Consider the following 14,985-nt stretch of genomic DNA (forward strand, 5'->3'; position numbering starts at 1 on the left):
ACAAGCTCCTAACACTTTAGAAAAGATTTTAAATGAAACCTATCCAGGAATAAGGCAATAGGTACTCTGAAAAATATAACAAAAAGAAAGACCTCACAGAAAGCAAACACGATTCGTAAAATCAAGGGGCTTTCATAGTATACAAAGCCAGACACCACAAATGCATTAAAAATACAAAGAAGATAAACTTTAAAATCGAAAGTCATTTTTACCTTTAAGTACTTCAATGAATAATATTGCTTAATAAGTGAAATACACAAATGTGCAATTAACAAACTAAATGCTGCTCCCAATAGTCCAAAGGGTTTTATCAAAGTAAAAACTAAAAGTGCATTAACTAACGTACCAATAATTGTTGCATAAGCCACTTTTGACGTACATACCTTAGAATAATATAAGATATAAGTGTGAAGTGAACCTAAAAATAAAACAACATTGGTTATTACAACAACAGGTGCAATATATAGACTTTCATGATACTGACTAGAAAAAACAAACTCAATGAAGTAATCTGAAAAGCATGAAACAACACTAGAAACGACAGCAAAGAAATACGAAAGAAAGGATATTACTGACAATGCTATATCTTTTTCTTCAGACTCTAACTTAGAATATAGCCAGGGCTGAAATGAATACAAAACTGCGTTGGTTATTACAGCCATGACAATTGATAGATAATTAATTACACTAAAAAGCCCCACGCTAGCATCATTCAAAAAGTTACCAATAACTATTATTGTTAAACTATACAGTCCCCATGAAGAAACAGTATGAGGAAAGACTTTCAAACAAAAAGATATTGATTTCTTCGCCATCACTATTGATGGTGAAAAAGACAACCCATAAAATAAAGATATTACAGATAGGATTGAGACAGTTATTGTTGCTATAGTTATTGAATACAAATACCCCAAGGCACCATATTTAAACCAAACAACAAACACTAAAAAACATCCAATCTGTATCAAAATATTCAAGACAGAAAACAATGAAAATAAAAAAGCCTGACTTTTTATTCGAAAGACCTTAAGCTGAATATAATATATTGGTGTTGATAACGATATACAAAAAATGATACCAAAATACTTTAGTTCGAAACCTAATAATGTATCAGGTCGCGCAAAAAACACATACAGAAAAACGAGCAATATAAAAACAATTGAAATAGCAGCACTAATACACACATTAGTAGAAATCACTTGTGATAGTTCTTTTTTATTAGCTCTATTTTCGAAATATAATCGAGATGTTGCCTCATCAAGAGCAAACAACAAGAATAAAACAAATGCGGATGATATTGCTGTCAAATGATTTACAAAACCAAACTCTTTTGGTGTCAAAAACGTTGTTACAAAAGGAACAAACAAAAAAGAAATTGATTTTTGTAAAACTGTCATCATGGTATAAACAAAGAAATTCTTGAAATCTTTCAATGCTAAGCACCCCTATTTTTGGGCTCATAATACCCCCTCTTAAGAGGGGGCTAAATTAATGATAAACAGCAACTTCACACAATGATTTTCTGTACGACTTCGCTACACTATAATCCTTTTTGTAATTACCTACTGCTAACATCATAATAGGGACTTCATTATTTGGTAGCTCAATTGCATTCTTAAGCGCTAACTCAGCCTTGACTTTATAGGCCGTATTTAAAGCACAAACAGCAAGGTTATTATCATGGAGTGCATAAATTAAAGACATAGAGAATAACCCGCCATCAATAAAGACTTGGTTTCTTTCAGAATTAGAAAAAGATGAAACCAATCCTGTTACTAATAAAACCGTATCAACATGCGACTTAAACCCCCTACTCCCATTTTGATACTCCAAGACATGGCTAGCTGCATCACCTTGAAAAACATGAACTTTCCATGCTTGTCGATTACAAACAGATGGGGTTTTAATGGCAGTTTCAATAGATTTACTAATGATCTTTTGATTTACTGGATCATCCGAAAAATCTCTCACCGTATACCTTGATTTACAGAATGTATCAAAGTCGAACGCTTTATTGGAATACAAGGAGCTATCGTGATTAACTTTTATCGTTCCCCCTAATGAATCACTCCTTTTTTTATACTCGCTTATACTCTCTATTACTTTCGAAAGCTTACAAGTCAGCAGATGAACTTCCTTCGAGTTGTAATCACGATGAAAATCAATATAATTATTAAACACATCCAAAGTTGATTCAACTAACCCATTATAACCATTATTACCATAGTAAATAATCAACTCGTCAGCTAAATCAGAGCAGTTATTAACACCAAACCCTTTCCTTACATTTGGTAAAGAAAAAGCTTTTTCTATGCCATGGTATCTTCTGCGTATAATCGCTTCATGTTTCGCATTATCTAAACGATATGCATTATTAGTATTAAACCTCACAAACCTGTAGCAATCAAAGGCATAGCCCGCAATAATGTTAAACGCAGGGAAGAACCACGGAAAGAACTTTCTAACAAGCCTCATTTTTATTATCCTTTCAAAGCATTTTCTAGGTAGTTCAGGGAATTAGCTCGAATATCACGCACTTTATTCCGAACATTTTCATAATTAATATTTTCAAGGCTTACAAAATTTGACAGATCATCCCCACTAAAGAGAATACGACTCTCAAGATCGAATTTTTTTAGAAGATTTACATGCCTAGAAGATCTGAATTTATTTGGAATAACTAAAAAATCTTTCTCAAAAATAACAGAGAAAGCTGTAGCATGAAATGAGCTTGTAATTACGAACTTAGCATTTTTAATGAGTCCAAGAAATTGATATGGAGATATATCAGTCAAGTTGTAATCTGCAGAATGCTTGTTGTATGGTTTTGTACTAATGGTTACCAACTTGTATGGCAGCTTTTTTCGTAATTCCTTTAATCTTGCTGAAAAATGACTATCACTTGCAACTTCAAAACAAAGAATATAAGGCTCATCTATTTTTATGCCCTCTGCCAGTGAAGCCCAATCTTGTTGAGTAAGCAAGAATGTTGGATCTATAACATTTTCAACCTTACGATTAGAGTGATTAGCCAGTCTTATTGACGCATCTTCCTCTCTAGTGGAGAGATGTGAAAAATGCTTAACTCTCTTGGTAATTTCATCATATTGCTCATCGGAAAGGGCCTCTGATACACTAGGGGCATATGCAACATACTTAGAGTTTGGGTAAACACAATCAAACTTTAGGAAAAATGACAAGTCATCTATTAAGTTAAGATTCCAAATTTGATCACTCCCACACACAAACACATCATATTCACTTACATTTTTCTTTAAATCTGAGTAATCGGAAAATTTAGCACTTGACAAATTAAATTCTTTAGATACAAACTCATTAAACAGTTCTCTTTTTTTGCTCAAATCATGACGATACTTAAAGTTAATCAACTGAAGAACACTTCCAATAGAACCTCTTAAAGTTGAAAAATTATATTTATTTTTTTTACCATAACTATCACCTTCTGGTGAGTAATCAATCGTCTCGCAATTATAACCTAAATTAATTATTGCTTTTTGTAAGGCGTATCCTTGCAAAACAGCTCCATAATTGATTGTAAAGTGAGTAGTTATCAACCCAACATTCATTGTGATACCTTAAATTTAAAGTGGTAAAAAGCATTAGAACCCAAAAACTCAGACCTAGAAAAGTAGAGCAGGTAATAAAATAAAAACCAAGAGTTAAACAATATTGTTGCTGTAAAACTTGTTATAACAATTAAAAAGGCAATTCCTTTAGCAAAACTACACTTGTTATCGAATAATTTATAAATTAAAATTGAAAAAAACACCCCTGAAATCAAACCAAAGTTCAGAAAAACACTGGAATATGTTGTTACATAATTGAGCAAGTGAATTGAACTTTCATTCATATATCTATATGCCCAAGGATAGTTATGTATATTTGACAATATAAAATCACTAACCTCCCCCTTTAAACCTATAATTTTGTCTAAAATGGGGATATCAAAATAGAGTATAAACCCTTTAGTTAAACGTATATCATAAGTTAAGTCTATTCGCTCAATTTTAGAAATGGCCGCATCGAAATAACTTAAATTCATCAAGAGCAAAAGAGAAAACAAACCAAAAAATATAACAATAAGTTTGTTTGATAAAACTCGCTCTAAAAAGAATGTTCTATACAGCAAATACAAAAACAAAGCTAATATTCCGAAACTTGAACCTGATAGAAGCATGGATATGGAAACCAAGAAAGACAACTTCTTGTTCTTGTATTTATCAGCCAGTAACAACAAAGGGAAAATAAAGCTACAATATGCCTGCGGCTCAGTAAACAACGAAGAAGGCCGCGGAGCTGGTTGCCATAACCTTATATCACTTTCCGCTATTGGTAAAATAGAAATCGGTGATACACTGTGTCCAATTATATATATCTGATAAGCCTGAACAAATAATATAAATATTGATATATAACCAATAACAGCATACGATTCATAAATGAACTGAAGTCTAGAATATTTACTAACAACCATGATAATAAATATAATAGCTAAACCTTGTAACATCCAATTTATCGTAGCAAACTCAACATTGAAATCTCTAATAATAGACAGAAATAAAGCAAAAATAAGAACAAAAACAAAATTAAGCAAAGGCTTATATATAGTAAATACTTTATTCTTGGAGCCCAAAAAAGCTATCAGAGACAATAGCAATAAAAACACAGTACCGTAATTCACATAACCAACAAGTTTATATTGAGCTACTACTATAAATATTGGCACTGAATAGCTAATAACTTTATTCCATATAATCGCATTCGAAGTCTGCACTATCTTACCTCGTTGTACAATCTCATATATTTATCAGCCATTTTTGATAAAGAAAATCTTTCTGAGTGCTCAATAATCTTATCATTCTCCCACTCATTATCTAGCATTGCTTTAATTCCATTAGCCAAGCTCTCAGAAGACCTTGATTCTATTTTAATGATACTACAGTCTGAGTAAATATCGTCGATAGCATCAATATCTGAGTAGGTTAAGCTCGGTTTTCCATATTGAAAACCCTCAATAATAGAAAGACCAAACCCCTCACTAATACTTGCCAAAATTGTAAAGTCGCAATTTAAGTAATAATTAGGCATCTCTTCTTTAGGAATAGCTCCAGCAAATATTAATTTATCTTCAAATTTAAGCTCTTTAACCCGCTTAGATACAGGATAAGGTTCAAACTCATTACCAAGAAAAATTATATATAAATCTTCTTGATATAGTGATTCTAATGTATTGTATGCTTCGACTACTTCAATTTGATTTTTCCTTTCACAAATATTGCCCACACAAATTGCAATTTTCGCTTTCTTGGGAATGCTATGTTTCTTTCTAATATCAACTTTAGGAGAATATTCATTAATCAAGCTCGTTCCATTAGTGATAACCACAAAGTTAGAAACATCCACACCTTTCAGATATCTCTCAATTTCATTCTTAACACCTGAGCTAATCACTGAAACAGGTACATTCCATTCACTAGCAAATAATAAGAAATCCTTTTCAACTTTATTAGCATAATCAGTAACATTTACAATGGGATCGAATGAATTCAGACCATGTAACGTTACTATAACCTTACGCCCTTGCTTTACAAAATCTTTTATAACATCTATATTCGTAGGGCCAACGCCATGAAAGTGTAGGATATCATAGCTCTTCGCTACTTTATTAAAATATCCTCGTTGCAAAGATGAGTAAAATATTCGTATAGACTCATGAAAGCTCACTTTATTAGTAATGATTACTTTAATTGCTTCAACAAGATCAAAAAATCTCATATTAGAAAAAAAGTCCACCCATTTATTACTAATGAATTCTACACTTGCTATTTTTCTTTCGCTTGTTATACCTGTTGATGTGAGAACATAAATTTTACTATTTTTCTTTTTTATTGAATTTATGATATCCATCACCATATATCCATAACCAGTTTTCCTTCTGGTTATAGAATCATTATCAACGGATACATAAAATGAATAATGTAATATTTTCATACCATAGTCACCAATCAACACAAGTTTTCATTGGTTTGACGATAATGACTTATATCACGAGATGAAAACTTAACAGCAGGATTTCCACCGACTATCGCTAACGATTCAATATCTCTCGATACAACAGAACCCGCCTGAATAATAGCTCCGTCACCAATATGGACACCTGGTAAGATGATCACATCAAGCCCTACCCAAACATTATCACCGATATGCACATCTTTTATAATATATGTATCATCATATGGTAACTTGCTACCATGATAATTGTGATTTTGTGTAAGGATTTTCAGCCCCTTACCACTATGAAAATTTTTCCCAATAAAAACACGACCCGCTCCGTATATATGCAAGCCATTGAAATGTGAGTTTATTCCGATCATTGTACGATGGGTTAGCCTAGTATAACCGTGAACCTTAGATTTATTATCAAGCTTCTTATTTAAGGATATTTCAGCCATTTTTTTAAAGCAATAGGAGAAAAAAAATTTAACAAATCTCTTAAACATTTCTTACCTTTATATTATCACAGTGTCTCTCGAAGAAAGAATATACCAACTCAAAATCACAAACCCTTTCATCTAAGAGACAATGCTTTAAAAAGTTCAAAGATATTATTTCGGTGGAACATAATTTATCAGACAAATTAAAAAGAGCTGTTGATGCAAAAGAAATAATAACTTCTGGGACATTTCTGGAGTCGATTACATAGTTCTCTATAGAGGTCCCTATGCTGTTAATAATACATACTTCACTTAATGCTTCAATTACATCTAGAGATTCATATCTATGTGGGAAAAAAACAATTTCATATCCCTTGCTTTTATAGGATTCGATTTCATTTTTAATAATTGAAATATAACATTTCGTGTCTAATAACCTATTTGCAGACAATGCCGCCCCAATAAAATAAACTTCTTTATGCCTGGTTATAAATTGTTTGTCATCAACTTCTTGAATTTTTCTTATTGAAACATTATTTGTAGGCTTTAATGGAAATCTTGTTAAAAAAGTAACCTTACTGTTCTTCTTTATTACGTCTTCATAAATTTTAATTGTAGCCATTCCATCATCTAAATATATGATTTCTGACATTAGAAAAAGTTTCTCAACCAGTTTCATCCATGTGCTTCTTGCATCACCCAAATATATTCGGTGTGTTCTCCAAGAGAAGAAAACAAAAAAGAACAACACCCATAACATTAATTTAACTTTTGAGTTTCTTTTTGCACTAAAAATAAATCTTGATTCAAAACCATTAATTTCATTTAAGATTAACTCATCATTATTCTTAAAATCATTAAGACGTATTAGTAGCGTACTTTCATCGTTAATTTCTTTCGAAGCAATAGCATTGGACACTTGCAAGGGTGACTCAAGCAAGAACAGTGTTTTTTTTCTCACAAAAAACCTCTCTTAATTAATCACAAGGTCTACAAAAACCTTCTGTACATTAGTCCTCCAACAGTCTTTATTGTTAATTATTTCAATAAAACGTAAATCACTATCACCCTGTCCAAATTCTTTAGTTGGCTCAAATTTACTCTTTTTTGCGTCAACAACAGCATTATATATCTGCTCTTGGTTTTCTAGTACATTTATTATTGATGGCGCCTTTGAACGGTTGTCCTGTCTTGAGCCTAAATTTATTGAAGGTAAACCATAAAATGGGGCTTCTCTTACACCTGCACTAGAATTACCTAACATATAGTCTGCATTTTTAAGTAAAGTCAAAAAGTACTCGAATCTTATACTTGGAAAGATTCTAAAGCGTGGATTATTTCTAAGCCTTTCTAACTCTTGAATGATAATTTCACTTCCATGATCATTATTAGGGTATATAATTACATAATTATCATCGGTAGAAATCATCCCATCGATGACTTTTCGTATTTTTTCCTTTAAGTTTTTCACATCTGTTGTGACTGGATGATACATAAACAATGCATAATCGTCATATGGTATATTATATCTCAACTTAACCTTTTGAATATTTGGCAATGAAGTAGAAGTCATTATATCTAAATCAGGTGAGCCAATAACAAATATTGATGACTCTAATTCACCTAGCTGAATAAGACGCTGCTTTGCTTTATCATTACAAACAAAATGTATATGAGACATCTTTGAAACAGAATGTCGGATTAACTCATCAATCGTGCCTGAAACTTCACCACCTTCAATATGTCCGACTAAAACATTATTTAAAGAGCCGACAATCGCTCCAGCCATTGCTTCAACACGATCACCATGAACTATTATTAAATCTGGCTTTAACTCTTTAACATAATCAGATAAACCATGAATGGTTTTTGCAAGAATACTATCCATTGAATCATGGCTATTTTGATTTATATATTTGTATATATTTTTAAAACCTGATTTCTCTACTTCAATTGAAGTCATACCATACTGGGATAACATATGCATGCCAGTAACAAAAAGATGAGCCTCCAGCTCATCTGATTGTTCTACCTTATTGATAAGACTTTTCAACTTACCAAAGTCAGCACGAGTCCCAGTTAAAAATAAAATTTTCTTACTCATATACAATATGTTCTTTTTTTAGTTGAGTATCTATGTCAATGTCTTGAGAAGCAGCTCGACCTAATAAGCTCTCAAAGTCATCAGCTAAAAATTCACCTGTTCCAGGTCGTTTAACCCAAAGATTATCAACAGAAAAGACTTCGCCAGCTTTGACTGGAGCAATTGTAACAACACTAGCATATGCAAAATCAATCGTTACCTGTTCTTCTTCTACTGCGCCTTTTGAACCACCACGCATCGCTTTCATGCGCTTTGATAGTTTAATAAGTTCAGAACACTCTTTAATATCCATTGAGCATTCAATGTCTGGTCCTGGACGATCTTTCGAATCCGTAAAGTGACGTTCAAGAACTGATGCGCCGACAGCAACCGCTCCAAGACATGACAAATTGTCAATGCTATGATCAGAAAGCCCTACTACTGCATCCGGAAATTCTCGCTGTAGTTCTTCAACACCACCAAGACGAATTAAGTTATCAGGTGTTGGGTAAACATTTGTGCAGTGCAGAAGGCAATACGGTACACTGTGTTTTCTGAAAATTTCAACCGATTTTCTGATTGAAGGAATATCGTTCATTCCGGTACTCAAAATGATCGGCTTACCAAAACTGGCGACTAAGTCTAACAGTGGATAATTGTTACATTCGCCTGATCCAATCTTATATGCTTGAACGCCCATCCGTTCTAAACGTAATGCTGCAGCACGAGAAAATGGGGTACTAATGAAGATTGCACCTTTTGACTCAACATACTCTTTCAGTTTTGTCTCATCTTCTTCATTTAATGCACAGCGCTCCATGATGTCATAAATTGATACATCCGCATTACCAGGTATCACTTTTTTCGCATCACCACTCATCTCATCTTCAACTACATGAGTTTGGTGTTTAATGACTTCTGCTCCGGCTTCAATCGCCGCATCAACCATCTCAAAGGCAGTTTTTAGCGAACCTTCATGGTTAATACCGATTTCTGCAATTACTAAAGGATCATAGTTCAATCCTACTTTACGGTTGGCAATTTCAAATACTGGATTAGTCATGGTTCTGCTTTCTCTTCATTAATAGTTCTACATCTTTTAAATCCTCTGCTGTATCGATATCTGCAGAGTCATTTTCAGACATAATTAGAGGAAAAACATGTTTCCTTGGTATCTGAACATTTTCAATAAACTGTTCAGCGCTAAATAAATAAATCGCACCATTCGGTTGTAGTGTCATAGGTAAATCTTGTCGTCTACAGTATGGCGCATCATCAAACAACAAACCTTTTATAGAGCCATCCTCTTCCACTTGATAGGCTTTTGCTGCACTATGTTTAGGTTCAAAAACACTCAATACACAATCTGCTTTTTCTTGGGCGAATTTGTCAAAAGCTAAGTCTATATGATGAGAGTGTCTCATCGGAGAAGTCGGCTGCAATAAACATACATTATCTACAGCAAGATCCTTATCTACTAAGTAGTTAATTGCATGTTCTATAACAGGCTCACTACTTGTCATGTCTTCGGCAAGTGACATTGGTCGAGGTATAATTTCCGCACCGTAGCTTTTGCTTACTTCAGCTATTTCAGCATCTTCAGTCGTGACAAAAACTCTATCTATATTTTTTGACTCTTTAGCTGCAAGTATTGTCCATGCGATTAATGGCATCCCATTTAGCTCTAATATATTCTTTCTCGGTAATCCTTTTGAACCACCGCGAGCTGTAATCAATCCAATATTCATTTCACCTCCAATATGTATATTTTTAATATTAATACATTCATCACAGTATTTGAGGTGAAAGTGTTCTTACCTATAACACACAATAGAAAACGAAGGTCAGTATTCTTTGCACATAGACCTTTCTCTAATAAAAGGCTAACTGTAGTGAAATGTAACTTGAAATTTTCTACTCTAACTAAATAGAAGAGCTTAAACCTAATTTTTTGACTCATAGCTATAATTGTAATAACCATAATTACCACCATAATAGCTACTGGCTTTCCTTATTACCGCATTCAAAATAAATCCTTTCACTTCAATGCCGTTTTGTTCAAAACGTTGTTTGGTTATTTCAATCTCTTTCACAGCATTTTGACCGAATCTTCCAACTAATAATACCGTGCCGGCGTGAGCCCCTACAATTGCTGGATCTGTTACTGCCAAAATAGGAGGGGTATCTACAATCACAATATCGTAGTTTTCAGAAGCCCACTCCATTAAACCTTTAAATCGAGGATGCATCAGTAGCTCAGATGGATTAGGAGGTACATCTCCACGAGCAATATAATCCAAGTTATCAACACCTGTTGTTTTGATTATTGACTTTATCTCTGATTGTCCGCATAAGTAATCCGAAATCCCAGGCTTGTGAGAAACTGCCATCTGTTGCTCCATTCGACCTTTTCTCATATCCGCATCAATCACCAACACTCTTGAACCGGATTTTGCCACGACTGCCGCCATATTGGCAGAGACAAATGATTTGCCTATACCAGGGCTTGGACCTGAGATCATCAATATATTATTTTTAGCTTCCATCATGGCAAAATGAAGACTAGTGCGAAGACTACGTAATGCTTCAATTGAAAGGTCAGCAGGATTTGATACGGCTAATAGAGTCTCTTCAACTGATAGCTTTTTCCTTGATTTTTGTTTTTTCTCCAGCTCTATCTGCCAGTCAGACATCGGTATACTGGCATATACTGGTAAACCAATAGCTTCAATTTCATCTGGACTTTCAACACCACGATGAAAAGCGTCATTGAGTAACGCACATACTACAGCTAAGATACCACCAAATAATGTTGCGAAAATAACAATTAATGTTTTTCTAGGCTTCACGGCTTTAGTGTATGACTGTGCTTTATCAAGTATACGGACATTGCCAACAGTACTTGCCTTAACAATATTCAACTCTTGAACTTTATTAAGAAGCTGAACATATATTTGTTGATTAACTTCCACATCGCGTGTCAAACGTAATACTTCACGCTGTGTTTTGGGTAATTTTTGAATCTGACTATTAAGTCTTTCACGCTCTGCCAGTAAAGTCTTTCGCTTATCTAACAGTGATTGATAAGCTGGGTGTTCTTTAGTAAATCGCTGGGATATTTCGCTTTCTTTAAATGTTAACTCATTAAGTTGCGCTTCGATAGTTACCATCACATCCAAAGTTGATTTAGCCTCTAATCCTAAATCAATAGATTCATTAGCCTGACGATATAGGTTTAACTTATCTTCAGATACGGTTAACTGAGATTTTATTTCTGGTAAATGGCCTCTTAAAAAATCAAGGCTATTTTCAGCTTCAGCTGAATTTCGTGCAACGTTTTGCAAAAAATAGTTCTGACTGACGTCATTCAGGATCTTTTCAATATCTGCTCTGTTTTCACCAGTAAATGAAAGCTGCAGAATACCAGTTTGTTTACCACGTTCACTTACAGCTAAGTTTTCTTGCAACCATTGAATAGCATCAATACGAGAACGCTTTTGCACTTTAAAGATTGCATCATTAGAGGCATAAAGGTCAGTCACAAACAGCTTAAATTCTCCCTCTTGTACCAGCTCACCGACACGCCCTTGTAAAACTACTCGCTCACTCTTGTCTTGTAACTGATAAGTTCCACTCTGGGCATCCAATACAGTTAATTTAAATACTGGAAATTCAACTGCTTCTGATACTTCAAAACGACTGATCTCAATATGGTTTTGGACACCTTCAATACGCGCCAAGCCTTTACCAATAACAGGCAAGTACTCAGGTGTAACAACTGTAGTTAGGTTCAACTTATCAACAGTTTTGCCCAAGATCATACGAGATTTGATAATTTCAATCTCTGTTGTTGCTGATGATTCACTGGAAAACAGCTCCCCCATATCACCAATTGCTGGCATACCAGTACTTTTTTGTTCAACCTGAATTAGCGCGTCGGCTTTATAAATTGGCGTTGCTAACAATGAATATGCAATGCCCAGTATTGCAAAAATGAAGGTAATAGCGACAATCTTCCAGCGATTATCGACCAAAATACCAAAAAGTTTACCTAAATCGATTTCGTCTGAATCGGGTTGTTTGTTTTGAAGGTTTTGTGTAATGCTCATTTAAAATTCCAATAATGAGTATTTAAACTAGAGGCGATATTGATGAGACTAAATATAAGTAGAAAGAGGCTCTCCCTGACACACTTTCTACTAAACCTGTCTCATATTATAACTTCTTCGCCCAAGCTTGAGCTGCATCTTCAATTAAGCTATACGCATACTCAAAAGCTTCTCTGCTTTGGCGGTATGGATCTGGAATATCTCTTTGGTCAATCCACTGACCAAAGAGCATCGTTTTACCACGAGCTTCTGGTGCAATTTTTGTAACCGATTCAATATGCCCCTTCTCCATAACTAAAATAAGGTCGTATTCCCTACAGAGGTCATCTGTCAATTGTCGAGCTATATGTCCGTCAAGACAAATACCATTATCTAGTGCAACTTCACCTGCAGTTTTATCAGCAGATTTTCCAACCAGCGCACCAATACCTGCAGATGCAACATATTTATTAGGCAATAGTTTCTTTAACAAATATTCGCCCGACGGAGAACGGCAAATATTGCCAACGCAGACGACAAGGATTTTTTGGAACATTGGATAATACACCTGTTAAGTGAATTTAGATTCGAGATTAACAAAGTATATCTATAGTACCCCTGCTTACAACTCAACAATCAAGGTACTAATATAATTTTCATTAAAACTCGTTTTGATGCTCTGACCTATAGATTCAGTGCCTAAATCATTTACTTTTTCTTCATATAGTTACATCAAACTTTCTATCGAGTATCAGTAGAGTGGCGCTATTGTATATGCTTATATCTCAAATCTTGAAAGTAGGTTCTATGGCCAATTCCTAATCCGCAATACACCTTCACCTAAATCGTTAAATCCACTAATAGTCGGTAGTAGCTGTTTGATCACTCGATTCCAGCGCGATATTGGGGCAGCAGTTACATAGACAATATCGTAAGGTTTCAGGTCAAATTCTGTGCCAATAACAAGTGCTGAGGCATCTTTGATGTCTAGTTGATAAATATTAGCTATGGTATCGGCACTGTTAACTTGCTGACGGTTACCACGAATAACAAAAATGCCGGTTGCATCAGCCTCAAGTTCATTGATACCACCTACCGAACTGAGGGCTTCAGTCAGACTCATGCCGGCGCGATCAATTTTTAACAATTTAGGATCGTTAACTTCCCCCATAACAAACACCTTCTGTGCATCATTACGAGGAACGTGAACAATGTCACCAGGTCTCAACAAACGGTTTTGTGTAAGGTCACCACGTTGCATTAATGCATAAAGTGAAAGCGTTTCTTCGACACCATTACGGGTTAGTGTTACATTGCGCCAGTCGGCATTTTCTGCCAAACCACCTGCACGGTTAATGGCATCAAGCAATGTTAACGGCACATTGGTGATGGCCTGTTGACCCGGCTTATTAACCTCACCAGTAACATAAGATTTCTGTGAACGAAAAGCAGCAACATTAACATCAACTTGTGGGCTTTCAATATAGGCTTTCAAACGACTGGCCATTTCATCACGAATTTCCGTTACCGTCTTACCATTCACTTTTACCAAACCGATATATGGGTAAAAAATAGTGCCGTCTGCATGAACCCAATTACCAGATTCACTTGAGCTTCGATAAGACCCAGCTGGAATTGTCAATTCAGGATGATCCCAAATAGTAACATTTAGGATATCACCTGGGCCAATTCTGTACTGATAGCCGACAACTTCAGCGTCCAGCGCAGGGTTACTCTTTGATACCACCCTTGGGGCTTTCATCTTACTGACTGTACTAGCGGTAAGCGGATAAACATTGACCTGTTCAGAAATATCAGTTTGCTGCTCACTACTTGTTGCGACCCTATTTTTATTGTCGATATTCAAATGTGAGCCGGGCACTGTGCACCCTACCAGCATGGACGATGCCATTGCAGATATCAGAAGCTTCTTTGTGAAATGCATATTTTGGTTTGAAAGATATTAAAGGTAAAAGGTAAAGCCGAGTACTGAGTACCGAGGCAATTAAGTTAGTCCCGGTTTCAAACGCAAACCGAAGCTGAAATATAGAGGGAGAATTCAGTTTCTAGAAGAGAGTAGAAGCAAAAGTTACCACAACTCATGACTTAACTCGTTCTGCTCAGTTCTCACTCCCTGAGCATGATTTATCCATGCTACCGCCCTTGGGTTGTAGCTCCCAATGGCATTCAAACTGTTTGATTTTTGGATTTTATTGCTTTGTTATATGGCAAGATTGTTTGAAAGCGAATATCAGCAAAAAATTGAACATAAGCCACCAACCGATATCATGACCAAAGCAATATCAGAGTGGTATTTTACATAAATGGCAAGTAAATAGAAACTGAAAAATTTATCAGT

13 protein-coding genes are annotated in these 14,985 nt (G+C 34.9%); all 13 read right to left on the reverse strand.

Annotation, left to right across the window (positions count from 1 at the left end; genetic code table 11):
• Window positions 1-8: 8 nt before the first annotated feature.
• Window positions 9-1,433, reverse strand: a complete 1,425-nt coding sequence (locus AACQ93_RS12615; RefSeq protein ID WP_157097567.1) for a lipopolysaccharide biosynthesis protein — start codon at window positions 1,431-1,433, stop codon at window positions 9-11.
• 55 nt (window positions 1,434-1,488) lie between these two features.
• The gene (locus AACQ93_RS12620; RefSeq protein WP_064605346.1) at window positions 1,489-2,475 is read right to left on the reverse strand and encodes a nitroreductase family protein; all 987 of its coding nucleotides are present in this window, start codon (window positions 2,473-2,475) and stop codon (window positions 1,489-1,491) included.
• 5 nt (window positions 2,476-2,480) lie between these two features.
• Window positions 2,481-3,587, reverse strand: coding sequence for a polysaccharide pyruvyl transferase family protein (locus AACQ93_RS12625; RefSeq protein ID WP_064605348.1), 1,107 nt, complete (start codon window positions 3,585-3,587; stop codon window positions 2,481-2,483).
• The gene (locus tag AACQ93_RS12630; RefSeq protein ID WP_064605350.1) at window positions 3,584-4,795 is read right to left on the reverse strand and encodes a hypothetical protein; all 1,212 of its coding nucleotides are present in this window, start codon (window positions 4,793-4,795) and stop codon (window positions 3,584-3,586) included. Before AACQ93_RS12630 ends, AACQ93_RS12625 begins: the two co-directional genes overlap by 4 nt.
• Window positions 4,795-6,012 (reverse strand): glycosyltransferase family 4 protein, encoded by a 1,218-nt coding sequence (locus AACQ93_RS12635; RefSeq protein WP_157097568.1) that lies wholly within the window; start codon window positions 6,010-6,012, stop codon window positions 4,795-4,797. The genes AACQ93_RS12630 and AACQ93_RS12635 overlap by 1 nt, the downstream gene beginning before the upstream one ends.
• Before the next feature lie 14 nt (window positions 6,013-6,026).
• Window positions 6,027-6,521 (reverse strand): acyltransferase, encoded by a 495-nt coding sequence (locus AACQ93_RS12640; RefSeq protein WP_064605354.1) that lies wholly within the window; start codon window positions 6,519-6,521, stop codon window positions 6,027-6,029.
• Window positions 6,514-7,416, reverse strand: coding sequence for a hypothetical protein (locus tag AACQ93_RS12645; protein WP_064605356.1), 903 nt, complete (start codon window positions 7,414-7,416; stop codon window positions 6,514-6,516). Before AACQ93_RS12645 ends, AACQ93_RS12640 begins: the two co-directional genes overlap by 8 nt.
• A 12-nt stretch (window positions 7,417-7,428) precedes the next feature.
• Window positions 7,429-8,559, reverse strand: a complete 1,131-nt coding sequence (neuC, locus tag AACQ93_RS12650) for a UDP-N-acetylglucosamine 2-epimerase (RefSeq protein WP_064605358.1) — start codon at window positions 8,557-8,559, stop codon at window positions 7,429-7,431.
• Entirely contained in the window at window positions 8,552-9,601 is a 1,050-nt protein-coding gene (locus AACQ93_RS12655; RefSeq protein ID WP_064605360.1) for an N-acetylneuraminate synthase family protein, read from the reverse strand. The genes neuC and AACQ93_RS12655 overlap by 8 nt, the downstream gene beginning before the upstream one ends.
• Entirely contained in the window at window positions 9,594-10,286 is a 693-nt protein-coding gene (locus AACQ93_RS12660; RefSeq protein ID WP_064605362.1) for an acylneuraminate cytidylyltransferase family protein, read from the reverse strand. Before AACQ93_RS12660 ends, AACQ93_RS12655 begins: the two co-directional genes overlap by 8 nt.
• A 195-nt stretch (window positions 10,287-10,481) precedes the next feature.
• Window positions 10,482-12,647, reverse strand: coding sequence for a polysaccharide biosynthesis tyrosine autokinase (locus AACQ93_RS12665; RefSeq protein ID WP_064605367.1), 2,166 nt, complete (start codon window positions 12,645-12,647; stop codon window positions 10,482-10,484).
• A gap of 106 nt (window positions 12,648-12,753) precedes the next feature.
• Window positions 12,754-13,182: an arsenate reductase/protein-tyrosine-phosphatase family protein gene (locus AACQ93_RS12670; RefSeq protein ID WP_064605368.1), complete on the reverse strand. Its 429-nt coding sequence runs from the start codon at window positions 13,180-13,182 to the stop codon at window positions 12,754-12,756.
• A 249-nt stretch (window positions 13,183-13,431) separates the two neighbouring features.
• Window positions 13,432-14,571: a polysaccharide export protein gene (locus tag AACQ93_RS12675; protein WP_064605370.1), complete on the reverse strand. Its 1,140-nt coding sequence runs from the start codon at window positions 14,569-14,571 to the stop codon at window positions 13,432-13,434.
• Window positions 14,572-14,985: the final 414 nt, after the last annotated feature.

This window comes from Photobacterium sp. J15 (assembly GCF_963870815.1).
GTDB lineage: Bacteria > Pseudomonadota > Gammaproteobacteria > Enterobacterales > Vibrionaceae > Photobacterium > Photobacterium marinum.